This window comes from Bacillus sp. WC2507 (genome assembly GCF_052656125.1).
The window spans coordinates 1865644-1886735 of the sequence record NZ_JBQXPN010000001.1 but is presented as its reverse complement, the minus strand read 5'-3'; the positions used below and the strand labels follow the sequence as shown (position 1 = coordinate 1886735).

Below are 21092 nucleotides of genomic sequence, written 5' to 3'. Positions count from 1 at the left end.
TTCACCTCATTCAGTACCATTCCAATTGTGTTATCGTACGTTCAATTTCAGGAAATGAATCGATGTACTCAAGTACACGATTCATTTCTTTTTCACAAATAACACGATTTGAGGATACGGAAACAATTGCAATTTCTGTACGTTGCCATACATCTTGATGCCCTACTTCTGAAACAGCTACGTTATAACGCTGCTTCACACGTGTTAGCACTCGTTGCAAAATTGCTCGTTTCTCTTTTAAAGAATGCACATCGTAAATCATACACTCGAATGAGAGTGAAGCGATAATCATCGCTTCACTTCTTCCATAATGTACGCTTCAATGATGTCCCCTTCTTTAAGATCATTATATCTCTCAATTGTGATACCACACTCATAGTTTTGTGCAACTTCTTTTACGTCGTCTTTGAAACGTTTTAACGTATCAAGTTGTCCTTCGAAAATTACTACGCCATCACGGATAATACGCACGCCACTATCACGTGTAATTTTACCGTCAATTACGTAACAACCTGCGATTGTTCCAACTTTCGTTACTTTGAATGTTTGGCGTACTTCCGCTTGACCGATTACTTTTTCTTCGAATTCTGGATCCAGCATACCTTGCATTGCTGATTCGATTTCTTCGATTACTTTATAGATAATACGGTGTAAACGAACATCAACATTCTCTAATTCAGCTGTACGCTTCGCATTCACATCAGGGCGTACGTTAAATCCAATTACAATTGCATTAGATGCAGAAGCTAAAATAACATCAGATTCTGTAATCGCACCTACGCCTGTATGGATAATTTTTACTTTTACGCCTTCAACATCAATTTTACGAAGTGATGCTGCCATTGCTTCTACAGAACCTTGTACGTCTGCTTTCACAATTAAGTTAATTTCTTTTACATCGCCCTCTTGGATTTGTTGGAATAAATCTTCAAGGCTTAATTTAGATTTCTCACCACGTTGAGCAAGTAACGCTTCTTGTGCACGTGATTCACCGATTTGACGAGCTTTCTTCTCATCAGCGAATGCCATGAAACGATCTCCCGCTTGTGGTACTTCATTTAAACCTGTAATTTCAACAGGAGTTGATGGACCAGCAACTTTTACACGACGACCAATATCACTTACCATTGCACGAACACGTCCGAATGAAGTACCAACAACGATTGGATCTCCAACTCGAAGCGTACCGTTTTGAACAAGTAATGTCGCGATAGTTCCTTTACCTTTATCAAGCTGTGCTTCGATTACAGTACCAGTTGCATAACGATTTGGATTTGCTTTATATTCTTCTACTTCACTTACAAGAAGAATCATTTCTAGCAAGTTGTCAATTCCCTCGCCTTGAATTGCAGAAATTGGTACGAAAATTGTGTCTCCGCCCCAAGCTTCTGGAACTAATTCGTATTCTGTTAATTCTTGCATTACACGATCAGGATTTGCCGCTGGTTTATCCATTTTATTCACAGCTACAATAATTGGTACTCCAGCTGCTTTCGCATGGCTAATTGCTTCAACTGTTTGTGGCATAACACCGTCATCAGCTGCAACAACAAGGATTGTAATATCCGTTACTTGCGCACCACGAGCACGCATCGTTGTAAATGCCGCGTGACCAGGTGTATCTAAGAATGTAATCTTCTTATCATTTACTTCAACTTGGTATGCACCAATATGTTGAGTAATTCCACCTGCTTCGCCTGCAGTTACTTTTGAATTACGAATAGAGTCAAGTAAAGTTGTTTTACCATGGTCAACGTGTCCCATAATTGTAACTACAGCTGGACGCTCTTTTAAGTTTTCTTCATCATCTTGCTCATCGATGAATGTCTCAAATTCAGTTTCACTTACAACTACTTCTTCTTCTACTTCAATACCGTAATCAGTAGCAATTAACTCAATTGTATCTTTATCTAAGTCTTGGTTAATTGTTGCCATAATTCCAATCATGAAGAGCTTCTTAATAATTTCAGACGGCTCTTTGCTTAACTTTTTAGCAAGCTCACCTACTGTAAGGCTTCCAGAAAAAGTGATTTTATCTGGTGTTTCTACAGTTTGCGTTTGTTGTCTTCCAGCAAAGTTATCTTGACGTTTGTCTTCGTTCCCTTTGCCTTTTTTCTTCTTCTTATTGCTGTTCTTTTTGCTACGAACAACTTTTTCTTCTACTTCAAACTCATCTGCAACAGAAGGTTTTTCTGCTTGATATTCATTATCTAATTTGTTTACTACTTCATCGTCTAACATTGTCATATGATTCGAAACCTCGATATTCATTTCTTTTAGTTTTGTCATAAGATCTTTACTTGAGATATTATGTTGTTTTGCATATTCATGCACTCGAATTTTACTCATACCTTCACCCCCGGTAATTTGTATCGAGCATGCTACGCAGCTTTTTCGCAAAGCCTTCATCTAACACAGCTACAACGACTCGCTCATCTCTCCCAATCGCATGCCCTAATTGTTGTCGATTTTCGACCTTTCTCATTGGTACGTTGTAATACGTTGTTTTATCCGTGATACGTTTTGTTGTATTTGCTGACGCATCTTCAGATAGCAATACAAGCTTTGCTTTGCCACTTCGTACTTCTTTTAAAACAAGTTCTTCACCCGAAATAATTTTCCGAGCCCGGTTTGCTAGTCCTAAAAACGATTTCCAATCGGACACTTATTTCGACTCCTTCTCAACAAGCTCAAGAAGCTCTTCGTATAGAGAACCGTCGATTTTCGCTTTTAGATGATGTTCCAAAACATTTTTCTTTTGGGCTTGAAGAATACTTTCTTTATCTTTTGATAAATAAGCACCTCGTCCTGATTTCTTTCCAGTTAAATCAATGGACACTTCTCCCTCTTTGGAACGAACAATGCGAACGAGCTCTCGTTTTGATTTCATTTCTTGCGTTGCAACACATTTTCGTAACGGAACTTTTCGATTGCTCACACTCATCACCTCTATTCGATTTCGTCTTCAGCTGAATCGAATCCGAATGCGATTACGCTATCTTCTTCTGTTACAATACCAAGTTGTTTCGCATCAGACTCACTCTTAATATCAATTTTCCAGCCTGTTAATTTAGCTGCAAGACGTGCATTTTGTCCACGCTTACCGATAGCTAATGAAAGCTGGTGGTCTGGAACAACAACAGTTGTTGCTTTTTCTTCTTCATCTACAAGCACTTTAACAACTTGTGATGGGCTTAAAGCATTTGCAACATATTCTACTGGATCATTTGACCAGCGAACGATGTCAATCTTTTCACCTTTTAGTTCATCTACAATGCGTTGTACACGTTGTCCTTTCGGTCCTACACAAGAACCTACTGGATCAACATCAATGTTCTCTGCATGTACAGAAATTTTAGAACGATCTCCTGCTTCACGTGCTACAGAACGAATTTCAACAGTTCCATCATAAATTTCAGGAACTTCCATTTCGAATAAACGTTTTAAAAGACCAGGATGTGTACGTGATACGTAAATTTGTGGTCCCTTCGTTGTTTTTTCTACTTTCGTAATGAATACACGAATGCGATCATGTGGTTTATACTGTTCGTTTGGCATTTGCTCACTTACAGGTAATAAAGCTTCTACTTTCCCTAAGCTTACATAGATGAAACGAGCATCTTGACGTTGTACAATACCCACCATGATATCTTCTTCACGGTCACTAAACTCAGAGTAAATAACACCACGCTCTGCTTCACGCACTCGTTGTGTTACAACTTGTTTTGCAGTTTGTGCTGCAATGCGACCGAAATCTTTTGGTGTTACTTCAATTTCTAGTACGTCACCATCTTGATAGTTTGGATTAATTTGTCTTGCTTCCTCAACAGAAATTTCAAGACGTGGATCAAACACGTTATCAACAACGTCTTTACGTGCTAAAACTTGAATTGTTCCCACTTCTGGGTTAAAGCTCACACGAACGTTTTGTGCTTGGTTAAAATTGCGTTTATAAGCAGAGATTAACGCTGCTTCAATCGCATCAATAATAATATCTTTGCTAATTCCTTTTTCTGACTCTAATACGAGCAAGGCATCTAACAACTCAGTGCTCATGAAGATCCCCCTTCTAACTAAAACGTAACAGCAAGTCGCGCATTTGCAACTTTATCCATTGGAATTTGGATTTCTTTTTTACGTGTTTTAATTGTTAATAATAGTGTAATTGTAGTACCATCGTAAGAAAGTAGCTTCCCTTCAAACATCTTTTCACCATCAATCGGCTCATATGTTTTTATTGCCACTTGCTTTCCTACCGCTTGCTGGAAGTCTTTCTCTTTCTTTAATGGGCGTTCTGCTCCAGGAGATGATACATCCAAAAAGTAAAGATGAGGAATTGGATCCTCTTTATCTAAAGCTTCGCTTAAACGTTCACTTACCGCACCGCATTCTTCAATGTCGACTCCCTTTTCAGAATCGATGAATACGCGTAAGAACCAGTCTTGTCCTTCTTTCACATACTCTACATCTACAAGTTCAAGATTTAACTCTTCAACGATCGGCTGCGCAAATGCTTCTACAACTTCTGTGACTTTCTTATCCATAAACAGCCTCCTTCCTGCCGCCATGTACCATTTACAAGAAAAGACCCCGTTCATAAAAACGGTCCATCTTATTCTTTCTCGTTAGCTAACAAAAGCCCCTGCCGTTTAGCAGGGAATATCTGTCTTAGTATTACCAAATTTAAGAAGTAAAACTTGTAACAAAATATGTATATACGACAGAAATTTCTTACCTCTCTACATCAATAAAACGTAGATAGTAACACGAAAGAGTGGGTTTCCCCACTCTTCTTTTCACACAATATACATGACATGGTTATCTCGGTTAATAGTATACCATAGCAAATGTTGATTTGCAAAGACTTTTCCTGCCTATTAGAACAGTGATAACTGGTTTTGATCAGGTAGATCGCCTAAGCAACCTTGACTATCTAAATACTCAATAATTGTTTTCGAAACCTTACTGCGCTGCTGTAAATCTTCTTTTGATAAGAAATCTCCATTTTTTCGTGCTTCTACAATACTTAAAGCTGCGTTTGTACCAAGTCCAGGCACTGCATTAAATGGAGGAATTAAAGTATCCCCATCAATAATAAAATCTGTTGCATGCGAACGGTATAAATCAACCTTTTGGAATGAGTATCCACGCTCACACATTTCAAGTGTCATTTCTAGTACTGTTAATAAACTTTTCTCTTTCGGCGCTGCATCCAAACCTTTTTGCGCAATTTCGTCAATTCTTACACGTATAGCTGCTGAACCTTTCGCCATCGCCTCTACGTCAAAGTCATCTGCACGAACTGTAAAGTATGCCGCATAGAATAGAAGCGCGAAATGTACTTTAAAGTATGCAATACGTACAGCCATAAGTACGTAAGCAGCCGCATGGGCTTTAGGGAACATGTACTTAATTTTCTTACATGAATCAATATACCAACCTGGTACATTATTACTTTTCATGTCCTCTTCCCATTCTTCTGGTACACCTTTACCTTTACGAACTGACTCCATGATTTTGAAGGCTAATGATGGGTCTAAACCTTGATAGATTAAATATACCATGATGTCATCACGACAACCGATAACTTCACTCAGCGTACATGTACCGTTATAAATTAACTCGTTTGCATTACCAAGCCATACGTCCGTACCATGTGATAGTCCAGAAATTTGGACTAACTCAGAGAATGTCGTAGGTTTCGTCTCTTCTAACATCTGCCTTACGAATTTCGTACCAAACTCTGGTATACCAAGTGTACCTGTTTTACAGTTAATTTGTTCTTCCGTTACCCCTAACGATTCCGGGCCTGAGAAGATTTTCATTACTTCTGGATCGTCCGTTGGGATTGTTTTCGGATCAATACCACTTAAATCTTGTAACATACGAATAACAGTCGGATCATCGTGTCCTAGTATATCAAGTTTCAATAAATTATCATGGATCGAGTGGAAATCAAAGTGTGTCGTTCTCCACTCAGCCCCTATTGAATCCGCCGGAAACTGAATTGGTGAGAAATCAAAGATGTCCATGTAATCTGGCACAACGATAATACCACCTGGATGCTGTCCAGTCGTACGTTTTACGCCGGTACATCCTGCTACTAAGCGATCAATCTCTGCATTTCGAATCGTTAAATTATGATCATTTGCATAACCTTTTACATACCCATACGCGGTTTTTTCCGCAACTGTACCTATTGTACCCGCACGGTATACATAATCTTCACCGAACAGTATTTTCGTATAATTATGGGCACGTGGTTGGTATTCTCCGGAGAAGTATAGTGATAGGTAAGCATTTGATATTATCTCCAACTTTTCCCCCACTCCACACCGTGCATGAGGCTTTCACACTCACACGGCGTTCCATCGTTAACTTTTTCGAAATTTATAAGCTGAGTTTTGGATTTCCTACTTCCGTTCTCAGCTTATTTAATTTACTTAATGCTTTCTTATCGAATTTGCCTAGCATTTTTTTATAATCTTCATTTGCAAGAGGGTCTTTATTGTGAATTAACATATGATATTTCCTATTAATAATAATCAAGTTGTGACATTCATCACTACCACCTTGCCCTGTTGGCTTGATGTGATGACATATAGCATTATGAGGAGTCAATCGTTCTCCCGTTATGCCACAACATCCTTTTTGCGCGACATATTTACTTAAGCGATTATTTTCATACAGAACACTTTTTGTTTTATATATTCCTTTACGAAACATTTCGATTTCCCGCACAGACACACGTTTTATTTCTTTATGAATTGATGCCCTATCCTTTTTATTATAAACAGAGAAGTTAGGGTCTCTTTGACCTCGTATATCATGTCGAATTGCTTCAATAGGATAGACCAGTAATCCATTACTTTTAAACCTTGGACAATTATAATCTCCATAAAACTTATCAATGATATTATTCGTTTCCTTTGTATAAACAAAGATGTTTCTAAACATCAATGATTTTATATTTGGATGAACTTTATGTCTTATCTCATTAAAATCTTGAGAAATTCTGGTCGCAATTTTGTAGTAATTATGCAAACCGAGAATGTTCGAGTTAAAGTTCATTACTTTTTCTGGAGTAGGACTTTTTCTTAGTTTCACTAATTGATGCCTAATGACACCCAATACTTTGCCTTTTGCTTTCGGGTCCATTTTAGAATTTACAATATAACCAGTTTTAGCATTTCCCTTCTGAACTGCTCTAAATCGAATTCCTAAAAAATCGGTACCGTTTTTCCGTAAGTTTGTGATTTTACTTTTTTCTTCACTTATCTCAAGCCCCAATCTTTCCTTGAGCCATTTTTCAACCGCTATTTTAATCTTTCTAGCGTTTTCGTAGGAATTTGTGAAGATTTTAAAATCATCTGCATACCTTACTAGATACATTGGTTTTAACCTTGTCTTTTTAAGTGCATCCGTTTTATTACGTTTTAATTTATAAGGTACTCTTGTTGGTTTTGTTTCCCATTGGTTTGATACCCACCAGTCAAGTTCATTTAATACAACGTTGGCTAGCAATGGAGATAAAATACCACCTTGAGGAGTCCCTTTAACAGGAATGCCTTCACCTGTAACTTCCGCCTTCAGCATCTTTTTGATGATGTATAAAACTTTTTTATCATGTATTCCAATTGTCCATAGTTGCCTCATTAGCTTTTTATGATTAACGTTATCAAAGAAACCTTTAATATCTATGTCCACTACAAAATGTTGATGACTGTGATTGACCATGTGATAGCACCTAGCTAAAGCGTCATGAGTGCTTCGTTTTGGTCGAAAACCATAGCTTTGCGGATGAAACTTCGCTTCAACAATCGGTTCCAAAATTTGCAGGAACATTTGCTGAATTAATCGGTCTTCAATCGTTGGAATCCCTAGAGGTCGCATTTTTCCGTTTGGCTTTGGTATAAACACACGTCTTACTGCATGTGGCATGTAGTTTTCCAATCTCTTCTTCGTTAATCTAATTAGCTTGTCGGCATCTATTTTATTAAGATGTTTTATTGTGTGTCCATTTGTACCTTTCGTTTTACTACCTGTATTGCTTTTTAAATTACGAAAGGCTAATCGAATATTTTCTTCAGAAATAATCAACTCATAAATATTTTTGAAATATCGACCCTTTTTGCTTTCTTCATAAAGATGATCAAAAATTGATTGCAAGCCAAAATATTCATTGTTTCTTAACTTTTGAATCATCAAGTCAGCCAACTAATCACTTCCTTATGAAGTTTTCGTTTCTCTTTGGTCATACACCAATCTGACTTTTGTAGGTTTTGTTTTCGACGTTAACGACTTGTGCCCTTCCCTCTGAAATGTTTTTATCCTCCGACTTATTGGTTATTCAGTCATCTTCGGCATTTCATTAAGCGGTACTACGGCACTACTGCCACTTTCGTAAAATGTGTTATAGCATCTGCCTTTCCACATACCATCGTCATCGAAGTGCAATCTTCTCTTATGTCGAAAGCTTCACACGTTCCACTATTCTTATCTGTACATAATCCCCTTAGGTTCCCCCTAAATTCCGCCAAGCTTGACTGTGCCTGTAACACAGTATGGATTTTCATAACCAAACGCTTACTCATCCACACTTGGAAGTCCTCTTTGGACCCCGTTATATTTCTATAACGTGACATTCACGAAAAGTCAGTCGAGGGTTCGTCCCAGTCATTCTACTGATTCTAACCATAGGAATTTTATAGACACCAGACCTATCATTCACAGAAGATTTATATCTCCCTTTCCTCGTCTTTTACGTTAGGATGAACTTCAGCCTACTTTAACGGGCTTCAAACGATGTTGATGTTTGCAATATCGCTATCGCTTGCCGTAGCTTCAGTGAGTATGTTTCAGGACGTTACTCCATCATTCCATACTTTGGAATAGCAGTTCTACTAGCAGATGCTAGTGCTTAACCTTTTCAGTTAAGAACGTGTCACACTCAAATCAATATCGGGTACCTTATCTCCTTTAAATCCAAGGAACGTTTCGAACGGAATATCATGTCCATCTTTTACATATGGAATATTGCATACCGGACACTCTTTATCTGGTAAGTCGAAACCAGAACCTACCGAACCGTCATTAAAGAATTCTGATTGCTTACAATTCGGACATACATAATGCGGTGGTAATGGATTTACTTCTGTAATTTCCATCATCGTCGCAACGAATGATGAACCTACCGATCCACGCGAACCTACTAGATATCCGTCTACTAACGATTTTTTCACAAGCTTATGTGAAATTAAATAAATTACGGCGAATCCATGCCCAATAATACTTTTTAACTCTTTTTCTAAACGTGCTTCTACAATTTCAGGTAACTCTTCACCATAAATGCTACGCGCCATTTTATAACTCATGTCACGCGTTTCATCATCTGCACCTTCAATTTTCGGTGTATATAGATCATCTTTTACTGGATGAACGTCACCAATTAACGATGCAACCTTTTGTGTATTCGTGACAACAATTTCTTTCGCTGTGTCTTCACCTAAGAATGAAAAACACTCTAACATTTCATCCGTTGTACGGAAATGTACAGGCGGTAATGAATGTCGGTTTAACGGATTGGCTCCGCCTTGCGAACTGACTAAAATTTTGCGATACATCGCATCCTCTGGGTCTAAATAATGCACGTTTCCTGTAGCAACAACTGGTTTATCTAACGTCTCACCTAGTTTTACTAAATTAGAAATAATTGTTTTTAATTGCCCCTCATCTCGAACAAGTTCACGCTCTACTAAATGACGTAACACCTCTGGAGGCATTACTTCAATGTAATCATAGAACTGCGCAATTTCTTCTACCTCTTCAGGAGCTTTTTGCATCATTGCCTCAAACACTTCACCTTTATCGCAAGCCGTTCCTACTAAAATCCCTTCACGGTATTTTTTTAATAGTGACCTTGGTACACGTGGTACACGGTAAAAGTAATTTAGGTGAGAATAGGAAACAAGTTTATATAAATTTTTCAATCCTACATCTGATGTGGCAAGTAACGTCATATGACTTGGACGTCCACGCTTATACGCATCCCCTTGCCCCATACTATCATTTAATTGATCGTGATATTCAAATCCCTTTTCAATCACATCTTTTAACATTTTCACAAGTAAGTATCCTGTTGCTTCTGTATCATAAATCGCACGGTGATGTTGCGTTAATTCAATATCAAGCTTTTTACACATCGTATTCAATCGATGGTTTTTCATTTCCGGGAATAAGAATCTTGCAAGTTCTAACGTATCAATAACTGGGTTATTCGTTTTTTCTAGTCCAGCCTTTTTAAAACCTACGTTAATAAAGCCCATATCGAAGCTTGCGTTATGAGCAACAAGTGTATGGTCGCCCATCCATTCCTCAAACTTTTTAAACACTTCGTCCACTTCTGGCGCATCCGTTAACATATCATCTGTAATACCTGTTAATTCAATAATCGTCGCCGATAATGGTTGATGCGGATTTGCGAACGATTCGAAGCGATCAATAATTTCGCCACCTTTTACTTTTACAGCAGCCAACTCAATGACTGTATCGTATACAGCTGATAACCCTGTCGTCTCAACGTCAAAGACAACATACGTTTCCTCTGCAAGTAAACGATGCGCTTCGTTATACGCTATTGGTACACCGTCATTAACTAAATTCGCTTCTACACCGTATATAACTTTAACTCCAGCCTTTTTCCCCGCAGAATATGCTTCCGGGAACGACTGAGCCACAGCATGGTCTGTAACCGCAATAGCCTCATGTCCCCATTTACCTGCTTGGGCAACAAGTCTAGAAACAGGAGTAACAGCATCCATTTGGCTCATTGGCGTATGAAGGTGAAGCTCTACACGTTTTTCGCCTTCTGGCGCTTTATCTTTACGAGACGGTCCTGTTATTTCATTAATGTCATTTGCAATCATTACTAAATCTCGAACAAATGTATCATTTTGGACAGAACCACGAGCCTTCACCCACATTCCTTTTTTCAAGGATTGTAGCATTGGAATATCTTCTTTATCACGTGAGAACATTTTGATCATAATAGAATCTGTATAATCCGTTATTTTTAAAGTTAATAACGTACGTCCACTACGAAGCTCTTTTGTTTCCACATGGAAGACATATCCTTGAACCGTTTTTCTTCTTTCTTCATCTTGAATTTCTCGCATCGGTGTAATCTCTTCATCTGGCTTAATAAGATACCCGAGTGTGATCGGCCCTTCATGCACAACGCTGCTTTCTTCAGCTTGCTTCTTCGCCATTTCTTCCATAGCTTGTATAACACGCTCGCGGTCTTCTTGCTGCGTTTGCTCACGAAACTTTTGCATTTCTTCTGTATTTTGCTGTATATGTGTGTCTAACTGAAAACGCGGGAATCCAAAAGTTTCATATTGATCACCTACTGGTTTCGCAACGTTTTTCTTTAAAGCAGTAGATTCCAGCTCATTATTCACATTTATTAGCAACTTCACGCCATTCACCTGCGGAAGCTGCTTCTTTAAGTAAGCAAACATAGGTGAAAATGTAATTCGTTCCGTACAAAGCGGCCAATACGCTCTTACCTCTTCTTCTGTAAATTGTTTATTCTCTGTTTCTAATGCAAATGTTGTTCTTGCAATATGAGAAAATGATTGCTTAAGCTTTGTTTCTAGCAATTCATATACTTCTGTAGGCAAAATACGTGGCACTTGTAAATCAAAATGCCAACTTTTATTCGCTTTATCAATAACGAGCCTTTCAATACCACCGCCTTGTAAATATTGATTTATAAGGTCATCTGGTATTTGCAACTGCTGGAGTAAAATTTGAAATCGCTCTTGTTGTTCATTTGTTAAAGACATAAGCACTCTCCTTCCATTTGCTATTATAAAGTGAAACGTACTACAAAGAAAGATTTCTCCCTTCTTCTTTTACAAAATACGTTTACAAAGAAAGAGAAGGTACCTCATTACGAGGTACCTCTTCTTATTTTAAAATATTTGCAATATATGTTTGAAGTTCTTCTACTTTCACTTCTTCAGACTCGCCTGTAGCACGTACTTTCACTTCTACAATACCTTCGTCTGCTTTTTTACCAACTGTCACGCGAACTGGAAGGCCGAATAAATCTGCATCTGCAAATTTAACACCCGCACGTTCTGCACGATCATCTAGTAATACTTCATATCCTTGCTCTTGTAATGAGTTGTAGATGCTCTCACCCATTTCACGTTGTGCATCAGATTTCATATTTACTGGAATTACATGTACATGGAACGGTGCAACAGCTTTTGGCCAAACTAAACCGTTCTCATCATTAAACTGCTCTGCGATTGCTGCCACTGTACGAGACACACCGATACCGTAACAACCCATAATAAGTGGTTGTGTTTTTCCGTTTTCATCTAGGAATGTTGCGTTCATTGCTTCACTATAACGAGTTCCTAATTTGAATACATGACCAACTTCAATTCCGCGTGCGAAAAGAATTGTTCCGTTTCCATCTGGAGATTGGTCTCCTTCTTGAATGAAGCGTAAATCTGTATATTGACTCACTTTAAAGTCACGTTCTGGATTTACATTTACATAATGGAATCCTTCTTCGTTTGCTCCTGAACATCCGTTGACAATTGATGCTACAGCATGGTCAGCGATAATTTCGATGTCACCTGTTACACCAATCGGTCCTAATGAACCAACTTCACAATTTAATAATTCTTTCACTTCTTCATGAGAAGCAAGCTCAACAACTGAAGCGCCGTATACATTTTTCACTTTTACATCGTTTACTTCATGATCACCACGAACAAGTACAACTACTAATTTCTCATCTACTTTAAATACCATAGACTTAATACACTTGTCAGCTTCAATGTTTAAGAATGCAGATACTTCTTCAATTGCTTTTTGGTCTGGTGTTGCTACCTTTTCAAGTGCTTTTTCTGCTTCGTCACTCTTCGTATACGTAGCTACAACAGGAGCCATTTCGATGTTCGCTGCATAATCAGATGTATCAGAGTATGCAATTGTATCTTCACCAACTTCAGATAATACCATAAATTCATGCGTATCTTTTCCGCCCATCGCTCCAGAGTCAGCAATAACTGCACGGAAATTCAAGCCACAACGAGCAAAAATGTTAGAGTATGCTTTGTATAAGCGATCGTACACTTCATCTAAGCTCTCTTGTGTAGCATGGAAAGAGTATGCATCTTTCATTAGAAACTCTCTTCCACGTAATAAACCAAAACGAGGTCTTTGTTCATCACGGAATTTTGTTTGAATTTGGTATAATGTTAACGGTAATTTTTTATACGATTTCACTTCATCACGTACAAGATCCGTAATTACTTCTTCATGTGTCGCTCCTAATGCGAATTCACGAGCATTACGATCTTTCATACGCATTAATTCAGATCCGTAAGAATACCAACGGCCTGATTCTTGCCATAATTCTGCAGCTTGCATCGCTGGCATTAATAATTCTACAGCACCTGCGCGCTCCATTTCTTCTCGAACGATACGTTCTACTTTGTGTAGTACTTTTAATCCAAATGGTAGAAAACTATAAATACCAGAAGCATTTTGACGCATAAAACCTGCACGAAGTAATAACTGATGACTCTTAATCTCCGCATCAGCTGGAACTTCACGTAATGTAGGACTGAATACCATACTTTGTTTCATTTATTCGCACCTCTTCATTTTACTCTTACACGCAGTAAAACCCCTCACCTCGAGTTAGGTGAGGGATTTTATTCTACGAGCTCTATTTCATTATAAGTTTCACTTTATTTTACAAGAAAAACTTACGAATGTCATTCCAAGTTACAACTAACATAAGTAACATTAATAATGCAAAACCAATAAAGTGAACCATTCCTTCTTTTTGACGGTCAATCGGTTTCCCGCGTAACGCTTCAATTAAGAAGAAGAACAAACGTCCACCGTCTAAAGCAGGGACTGGTAGTAAATTAAATAAACCAAGGTTAATACTTAACACTGCCGCTAAACTTAATACACGCGTAAATCCATAATCTACAACTTGATCTGTTAGATTATAAATTCCTACTGGACCTGACAACTCATTAATAGAGAATTGACCAGTTACTAATTTCACAAGAGACTCAAAAATTAGTTTCGTCCATTGGTATGTTTGTTCAAAACCTGATTTAATAGAACCCATCACTGTTTTCTCTACAGGAGAGTAAACACCAATTCTACCTACTTCGTCTTTTCCTTCTTTATCGAGCGTCGGCGTTACTTTTACATTAAACTGTTCATTATCACGCTTTACTTGTAACGTAATTTCTTTATTTGGGTTTTCACGTACAATGGTAACAACATCTTTCCATGTACTGGTGTTTTTCCCATCGATCGCTTGAATTGCATCATTTTCTTTTAATCCAGCTTGCTCAGCTGCACTATTCTCCATCACTTTTCCGACCATTGGCTTGTCAACAGGAACACCTTGTACAAATCCAAGAATCACAAAAATAACAAATGCTAAAATGAAATTCATTGCAGGACCTGCAAAGATTGTTAAAGCACGTTGTCCCAATTTCTTAGAGCCAAACTGCCTATTATACGGAGCAATTTGAATTTCTTCACCAGCAGTAATAATACGAGCCTTTTCATTCACTCGGAATGTTTGAAGCTCTTCCTCGTACTCTTCATAGCCCGAAATTGTTAGATTATGCTCTAAATCAGCTTGTTCCACTTCAATAACGCGAACATTTGGATACTTTTCATATCCATCAAAAACTAATTTCGCAACTTCGTCTTTTTCATTTAATACGAGGCCAACCTTTTTCCCAGGCTTTAATTCAACTGTATCTGCATCCTCGCCAGCCATTCTTACATAGCCACCAAGAGGCAGTAATCGAATCGTATACACCGTTTCATTCTTTTCAAATGAGAATATTTTCGGACCAAAACCAATCGCAAACTCACGGCATAAAATACCTGCTCTTTTTGCGAAATATAGATGCCCTAGCTCATGGAAAAATACGAGTGCACCGAAAATTAATATAAAGGCAATCGCTGTATTCAATTCCATAACCACCTTTGCTAAATTTGTTCCATCACAAACCGTCTTGTGGCTGCATCAATTTCCAGAATTTCCTCTAAGCTCGGACGTGCAATGACATTGTGATGGTTCATTGCTTTTTCAATGAGGTCTTCCACTGTTAAGAAACCAATTCTCTTTTGTAAAAAAGCTTCAACAGCTACTTCATTCGCTGCATTCATTACAGCTGGCATACTTCCACCTGCTTTTCCAGCTTCATACGCAAAACGCAAGCAACGGAAACGTTCTTGGTTCATTTTCTCAAAATGCAATGTACCCATTTCCCATAAATTCAACTGCTTTGTGTCTGAAAGAGGTAATCGATCAGGATATGTAAGTGCGTATTGAATTGGTACTCGCATATCAGGTGAGCCAAGCTGTGCCATTACACTACGATCTTCAAATTCAACCATAGAATGGATAATACTTTCTTTATGTAAAACAACATCGATTTGCTCATAAGGGATACCAAAAAGCCAATGTGCTTCAATTACTTCTAGTCCCTTATTCATCATTGTAGCAGAATCAATTGTAATTTTCGAACCCATTGACCAGTTTGGATGTCTAAGCGCATCTTCTACGGTCACATGATGCAATTCATCTCTCGTTTTATCACGGAAACTTCCACCAGAAGCCGTAATAATTAGTCGAGAAATTCTTTTTTCATTTTCACCATTCAAACATTGAAAAATAGCTGAATGTTCACTATCTACTGGAAGTAACGAAACATTATGTTTTCGTGCCGCTTCCATTACAAGATGCCCTGCAGTTACTAACGTTTCTTTGTTTGCAATTCCAATTGTTTTTTTCGCCTCAATTGCACGAAGTGTTGGTAACAACCCTACGCTACCTACAACAGCATTTACTACAATCTCCGCATCTGGATGTAATGCTACTTCTAAGAGCCCTTCACTACCATATACAATTTTTGTATTACCAGAGACAGCTTGTAATTTTAAAACATCTTCCTCTCTTTGCACAGAGACGATTTGCGGAGAAAATTCTTGAATTACCTTTACTGCGTAGTCAATATTTTTCCCTACAGAAAAAGCAACGAGACGGAATTGGTCTGGGTGCGAGCGTAATACATCTAAAGTTTGTGTACCAATTGATCCGCTTGCACCTAATAAACTAATGTTTTTCATGACTCCAACCCCTCGTTCATTTATTAATTGTATTGTAATAAGAAGTAGAGAATTGGTAAAACGAATAACCAACTATCTGTTCGATCTAATATACCACCATGTCCAGGTAAAATTGTACCTGAATCCTTTACGCCATAATGACGTTTAAATGCAGACTGTACTAAATCACCAATTTGTCCAAAAATAGAAATGATAATTGTCAACACAATTAAAATCCCTACATTAGCCTCAACTGGGAAGAACATATTGTAAACGAGTGCCACAACAATTCCACAAACGATGCCGCCTAATGAACCTTCAATCGTTTTATTTGGACTAATTTCTGGCCACAATTTCCTCTTTCCTAATGCCTTTCCTACGAAATATGCGCCTGAATCAGTAGCCCATATAACAAATAATGCACAAAACACATATTTAATTCCTAATATTCTCGTTTCATTCAAATATAGGAATCCCATTCCAACATATGTTGTTGCCATTAGTAAAAATGAAGCATTGTCAAAAGTAAATGTATTCTTAGAAAGGACTGTATATGATAAAAGTAATAAAACAATCACAAATGTGATTTCTAATTTACCTAATCCAATCTGCGTAAACAGTTCTGATGCACTGCTTGGAATTAAAATAATCCATAATAATACTGCAGCTAAAACTGTTGGTACTGAAATAAGCGTAAGCTTATTCATACGAATTAATTCATATAAACCTATAGAAGCAAGTGCATACACTAAAACCGTAAAAGGCACGCCACCGTAAATTACGATGGGAATGAATAGCGCGGCAGCAACCACTCCAGTAATAATTCTCTGTTTCACTACCAAACCCTCTCTTTCTACACGCCTCCGAATCTGCGCCCTCTATGCTGAAAGTCTGTAATTGCATTTAGCAAATGTTCCTCGGTAAAATCTGGCCAATACACATCTGTAAACCAAAATTCCGAATATGCAATTTGCCATAACATGAAATTACTAATCCGTAGCTCTCCGCTCGTACGGATTAACAACTCTGGGTCAGGTAAAGAACTCGTCATTAAATAGGAAGAAAGCATTTCTTCACTTACATCTTCAACACGAATTTTTCCTTCCTCACTATCTTTCACCATATGTTGCACAGCAGAAACGATTTCATCTCGACTTCCATAGTTTAACGCGAAATTAAGAATTAATCCCGTATTCTCTTTCGTATCTTCCATGGCCTTTTCCATCGCTCTGCGTGTATGCGTAGGAAGACGATCTTGTTGTCCTATTACTCGAACTTGAACGTTCTCTTCAATCAATTCTGGTAAAAATGTACCTAGAAATTCTTCTGGAAGCCTCATTAAATAGTCAACTTCCTTTTTCGGTCTTTTCCAGTTCTCAGTTGAAAAAGCATAAAGAGTTAATACTTTCACATTAAGTTTGCTTGCAAATTTTGTGATTTTCTTTACAACTTGCATGCCTTCATGATGTCCCGCAATACGAGGCATCGCTCTCCTCTTTGCCCATCTTCCATTACCATCCATAATGATAGCAATATGTTCTGGGATGTATCCTTTTTTCACTTTTTCAACGAGATGATCAAACGATGCGACCTTTTTACTTTTAAAAAAAGGAAAGTTTTTAAACATCATTCATACCCTCCAGCAAGCAGACGTATGCCTAAAAGTGTAAAAAGACCCCCTTAAGAAGAGGGTCATATTTGCGAAGGTATCGCTATTACACTTCCATGATTTCTTTTTCTTTGTTTTTTGCGATTTCGTCAACTTTTGCAATATATTTATCTGTTTCTTTTTGGATATCTTCAGTATATCCTCTTAAATCATCTTCTGTAATATCGCCAGCTTTTTCAAGCTTCTTAAGATCATCGTTACCGTCACGACGTACGTTACGAACAGCAACTTTTGCTTCTTCAGCATATTTTTTCACAACTTTTACAAGATCACGACGACGCTCTTCTGTTAATGCAGGGAATGCAATACGAATTACAGTTCCATCATTAGAAGGATTTAAGCCTAAATCTGCTTTTAAGATTGCTTTTTCAATATCACCGATAGAAGTTTTATCATAAGGTTGAATTACAAGTAAACGTGCTTCTGGAACTGTAATGTTCGCTAATTGCACAACAGGTGTTGGTGCACCATAGTAATCAACTTGTACCTTATCTAATACAGACGAGCTTGCACGACCTGCACGAACTGTTGCTAATTCACGAGAGTAAGCAGCAACTGCTTTTTCCATTTTTTCATTTGAAGACTTCAATACTTGTTGTCCCATATTTATTTCCCCCTTACAACTGTTCCAATATTTTCGCCTAAAACGGCACGTTTAATATTACCTTTTTCCATAACCGAGAATACAATTAATGGAATATCATTGTCCATACATAAAGAAGAAGCTGTTGAATCCATTACACCTAAACCTTCTTTTAATACATCTAAGTAAGTAAGTGTTTCGTATTTCGTAGCTGTTGGGTCAAGAGATGGATCTGCATTATATACGCCATCTACATTGTTTTTCGCCATTAAGATAACGTCTGCTTCGATTTCCGCTGCACGAAGTGCTGCCGTTGTATCTGTAGAGAAATATGGGTTACCTGTACCTGCTGCAAAGATCACAACACGTTTTTTCTCTAGATGACGAACTGCTTTACGACGAATGTAAGGCTCTGCTACTTGACGCATCTCGATTGAAGTTTGAACACGAGTTTGAATTCCAATGTTCTCTAGGCTATCTTGAAGAGCTAATGAGTTCATAACTGTTGCTAACATACCCATGTAATCTGCTCCAGCACGATCCATTCCCATTTCACTTCCGATTTTCCCACGCCAAATGTTTCCGCCACCAACAACAACAGCAACTTCTACATCAAGTTCTGCAATTTCTTTCACTTGTTCCGCAACTGATTTAATAACAGATGGGTTAATTCCAAATCCTTGTTCGCCAGCTAACGCTTCTCCGCTTAGCTTTAATACGACACGATTATATTTCGGTTTACTCATAATGAACCTCCAATTGCTTACATCTTTATTTTAAAAAAGGGAACACAATGTGTTCCCTAATCTTTATTAGTTGCTACCTTTTACTTGGTTCATTACTTCTTCAGCAAAGTTGTCTTCGCGTTTTTCGATACCTTCACCAACAGCGTAGCGAACGAATCCTTTTAATGTTCCGCCTTTAGACTCAACGAACTGACGAACTTTCATATCAGGGTTTTTAACGAATGCTTGGTCAAGTAAGCAAATTTCTTCGAAGAATTTGCCTAGACGGCCTTCAACCATTTTTGCAACGATTTTTTCAGGCTTGCCTTCGTTTAATGCTTGTTGTGTTAATACTTGACGCTCATGCTCAACTTCTTCAGCTGTTACAGCATCGCGGTCGATGTATTTAGGGTTAACTGCAGCGATGTGCATTGCAACATCTTTAGCAGCAGCTTCATCAGTAGAACCTTCAAGAACTGTTAATACACCAATACGTCCACCCATGTGTAGGTAAGCGCCGAATGCATCTGCATCAGTTTTTGATACGATTTCGAAACGACGAAGTGTAAGTTTTTCACCAATTTTAGCGATTGCTTCGTTGATGTGCTCTTCTACTGTTTTGCCGCCTTCGATTGTTTGAGCCATAGCTTCTTCAATGTTAGCTGGTTTGTTAGCTAATAAGTGAGCAGCTAATTCTTTAATTAACGCTTGGAAACCTTCGTTTTTCGCAACGAAATCAGTTTCAGAGTTTAATTCTAAGATTAAACCTTCGTTACCGTTTGTTTCGATGAAAGTTAAACCTTCAGCAGCGATGCGGTCTGCTTTTTTAGCAGCTTTTGCAATACCTTTTTCACGTAAGAAGTCAATTGCTTTCTCCATGTCGCCATTAGTTTCAGTTAAAGCTTTTTTGCAGTCCATCATACCTGCGCCTGTTTTTTCACGAAGTTCTTTTACCATTTGTGCAGTGATTGCCATATTTTTCATCCTCCTAAAATATGTATTTATACCTTTTTAAAAAGGTGTTTATACCTTAAAAAAGGTGATAAAAGGCCGAACCCCTTATCACCTTTCCAAATTTGTTACGCAGTAACAGTTTCTTCACCTTGTTTTGCTTCAAGGATCGCGTCTGCCATTTTAGATGTAAGAAGTTTTACAGCACGAATTGCATCATCGTTTGCTGGGATAACGTGATCGATTTCGTCTGGATCACAGTTTGTATCAACGATACCGATGATTGGAATGTGTAATTTGCGCGCTTCAGCAACTGCAATACGCTCTTTACGAGGGTCTACTACGAATAATGCACTTGGAAGACCTTTCATATCTTTAATACCGCCTAAGAATTTCTCAAGACGCTCTAACTCTTTTTTAAGTTGAACAACTTCTTTCTTAGGTAGTACTTCGAAAGTACCATCTTCTTGCATTCTTTCGATGTCTTTAAGACGCTTGATACGCTTTTGGATTGTTTGGAAGTTTGTTAAAGTTCCACCTAACCAACGTTGGTTAACGAAGTACATACCAGCACGAGTTGCTTCTTCTTTAATAGCTTCTTGTGCTTGTTTTTTAGTACCTACGAATAAGATGTCTCCACCTTCAGCAGCGATGTCACGCATCGTTCTGTAAGCTTCCTCAACTTTTTTCACAGTTTTTTGTAAGTCGATGATGTAGATACCGTTACGCTCTGTGAAAATGTAACGCTTCATTTTTGGGTTCCAACGACGAGTTTGATGTCCGAAATGAACACCAGCTTCAAGCAATTGCTTCATAGAAATTACTGACATAATTTAGTTCCTCCTAAATGGTTTTTGATATCCTCCGTTTACTTCATCTCTAAGCGAAACTACAAACGTAGCACCAACACTTAAATCAGTAAACGTGTGTACTTTGTACTGACACCACTGCTTACTATATCATACTGAAATATTACAATCAAGTCGAA

General features: G+C 38.0%; 16 protein-coding genes and 2 pseudogenes. All 18 read right to left on the bottom strand.

What is annotated here, in order from left to right:
• Positions 1-10: 10 nt before the first annotated feature.
• The gene (locus ACUN28_RS10135) at positions 11-292 is read right to left on the bottom strand and encodes a DUF503 domain-containing protein (protein ID WP_000582364.1); all 282 of its coding nucleotides are present in this window, start codon (positions 290-292) and stop codon (positions 11-13) included.
• Positions 289-2349 (bottom strand): translation initiation factor IF-2, encoded by a 2061-nt coding sequence (infB, locus tag ACUN28_RS10130; RefSeq protein WP_016086617.1) that lies wholly within the window; start codon positions 2347-2349, stop codon positions 289-291. Before infB ends, ACUN28_RS10135 begins: the two co-directional genes overlap by 4 nt.
• A gap of 4 nt (positions 2350-2353) precedes the next feature.
• Positions 2354-2665, bottom strand: a complete 312-nt coding sequence (locus tag ACUN28_RS10125) for a YlxQ family RNA-binding protein (RefSeq protein WP_016086616.1) — start codon at positions 2663-2665, stop codon at positions 2354-2356.
• Positions 2666-2938: an RNase P modulator RnpM gene (gene rnpM, locus ACUN28_RS10120; protein WP_000071127.1), complete on the bottom strand. Its 273-nt coding sequence runs from the start codon at positions 2936-2938 to the stop codon at positions 2666-2668.
• Positions 2939-2949: 11 nt separating this feature from the next.
• Positions 2950-4056: a transcription termination factor NusA gene (gene nusA / locus ACUN28_RS10115; protein ID WP_016086615.1), complete on the bottom strand. Its 1107-nt coding sequence runs from the start codon at positions 4054-4056 to the stop codon at positions 2950-2952.
• Positions 4057-4073: 17 nt separating this feature from the next.
• On the bottom strand, positions 4074-4544 hold the full coding sequence (rimP, locus tag ACUN28_RS10110; RefSeq protein WP_000359095.1) for a ribosome maturation factor RimP: 471 nt from the start codon (positions 4542-4544) through the stop codon (positions 4074-4076).
• A 333-nt stretch (positions 4545-4877) separates the two neighbouring features.
• Positions 4878-6293: pseudogene (locus ACUN28_RS10105) on the bottom strand (PolC-type DNA polymerase III); the annotation flags it as partial.
• 97 nt (positions 6294-6390) lie between these two features.
• Complete coding sequence (gene ltrA / locus ACUN28_RS10100; protein ID WP_179886386.1) at positions 6391-8205, bottom strand: group II intron reverse transcriptase/maturase; 1815 nt, start codon at positions 8203-8205, stop codon at positions 6391-6393.
• Positions 8206-8948: 743 nt separating this feature from the next.
• A pseudogene (locus ACUN28_RS10095) lies at positions 8949-11846 on the bottom strand (PolC-type DNA polymerase III); the annotation flags it as partial.
• Positions 11847-11970: 124 nt separating this feature from the next.
• A complete protein-coding gene (locus tag ACUN28_RS10090) occupies positions 11971-13671 on the bottom strand; it encodes a proline--tRNA ligase (RefSeq protein ID WP_016086611.1) in 1701 nt (566 codons plus the stop codon).
• Positions 13672-13780: 109 nt separating this feature from the next.
• Entirely contained in the window at positions 13781-15037 is a 1257-nt protein-coding gene (gene rseP, locus ACUN28_RS10085; protein ID WP_016086610.1) for an RIP metalloprotease RseP, read from the bottom strand.
• Positions 15038-15054: 17 nt separating this feature from the next.
• Positions 15055-16197, bottom strand: coding sequence for a 1-deoxy-D-xylulose-5-phosphate reductoisomerase (dxr, locus tag ACUN28_RS10080; RefSeq protein WP_016086609.1), 1143 nt, complete (start codon positions 16195-16197; stop codon positions 15055-15057).
• A 23-nt stretch (positions 16198-16220) separates the two neighbouring features.
• Complete coding sequence (cdsA, locus tag ACUN28_RS10075; protein ID WP_016086608.1) at positions 16221-17012, bottom strand: phosphatidate cytidylyltransferase; 792 nt, start codon at positions 17010-17012, stop codon at positions 16221-16223.
• Positions 17013-17029: 17 nt separating this feature from the next.
• The gene (gene uppS, locus ACUN28_RS10070; RefSeq protein ID WP_000971311.1) at positions 17030-17806 is read right to left on the bottom strand and encodes an isoprenyl transferase; all 777 of its coding nucleotides are present in this window, start codon (positions 17804-17806) and stop codon (positions 17030-17032) included.
• A gap of 85 nt (positions 17807-17891) precedes the next feature.
• Positions 17892-18449, bottom strand: a complete 558-nt coding sequence (frr, locus tag ACUN28_RS10065; RefSeq protein ID WP_000531504.1) for a ribosome recycling factor — start codon at positions 18447-18449, stop codon at positions 17892-17894.
• A 2-nt stretch (positions 18450-18451) separates the two neighbouring features.
• Positions 18452-19174, bottom strand: coding sequence for a UMP kinase (gene pyrH, locus ACUN28_RS10060; RefSeq protein ID WP_000042667.1), 723 nt, complete (start codon positions 19172-19174; stop codon positions 18452-18454).
• 66 nt (positions 19175-19240) lie between these two features.
• The gene (gene tsf / locus ACUN28_RS10055; protein ID WP_001018584.1) at positions 19241-20128 is read right to left on the bottom strand and encodes a translation elongation factor Ts; all 888 of its coding nucleotides are present in this window, start codon (positions 20126-20128) and stop codon (positions 19241-19243) included.
• 104 nt (positions 20129-20232) lie between these two features.
• On the bottom strand, positions 20233-20934 hold the full coding sequence (gene rpsB / locus ACUN28_RS10050; RefSeq protein WP_000111485.1) for a 30S ribosomal protein S2: 702 nt from the start codon (positions 20932-20934) through the stop codon (positions 20233-20235).
• Positions 20935-21092 lie beyond the last annotated feature (158 nt).

What these genes read in the sequence shown, in the direction of transcription:
- pyrH (WP_000042667.1), bottom strand. Translation starts at nt 19,174, where the DNA reads ATGAGTAAACCGAAATATAATCGTGTCGTATTAAAGCTAAGCGGAGAA.
- dxr (WP_016086609.1), bottom strand. Translation starts at nt 16,197, where the DNA reads ATGAAAAACATTAGTTTATTAGGTGCAAGCGGATCAATTGGTACACAA.
- ACUN28_RS10135 (WP_000582364.1), bottom strand. Translation starts at nt 292, where the DNA reads ATGATTATCGCTTCACTCTCATTCGAGTGTATGATTTACGATGTGCAT.
- frr (WP_000531504.1), bottom strand. Translation starts at nt 18,449, where the DNA reads ATGGGACAACAAGTATTGAAGTCTTCAAATGAAAAAATGGAAAAAGCA.
- tsf (WP_001018584.1), bottom strand. Translation starts at nt 20,128, where the DNA reads ATGGCAATCACTGCACAAATGGTAAAAGAACTTCGTGAAAAAACAGGC.
- nusA (WP_016086615.1), bottom strand. Translation starts at nt 4,056, where the DNA reads ATGAGCACTGAGTTGTTAGATGCCTTGCTCGTATTAGAGTCAGAAAAA.
- uppS (WP_000971311.1), bottom strand. Translation starts at nt 17,806, where the DNA reads ATGATGTTTAAAAACTTTCCTTTTTTTAAAAGTAAAAAGGTCGCATCG.
- infB (WP_016086617.1), bottom strand. Translation starts at nt 2,349, where the DNA reads ATGAGTAAAATTCGAGTGCATGAATATGCAAAACAACATAATATCTCA.
- rimP (WP_000359095.1), bottom strand. Translation starts at nt 4,544, where the DNA reads ATGGATAAGAAAGTCACAGAAGTTGTAGAAGCATTTGCGCAGCCGATC.
- ltrA (WP_179886386.1), bottom strand. Translation starts at nt 8,205, where the DNA reads ATGATTCAAAAGTTAAGAAACAATGAATATTTTGGCTTGCAATCAATT.
- ACUN28_RS10090 (WP_016086611.1), bottom strand. Translation starts at nt 13,671, where the DNA reads ATGAAACAAAGTATGGTATTCAGTCCTACATTACGTGAAGTTCCAGCT.
- rpsB (WP_000111485.1), bottom strand. Translation starts at nt 20,934, where the DNA reads ATGTCAGTAATTTCTATGAAGCAATTGCTTGAAGCTGGTGTTCATTTC.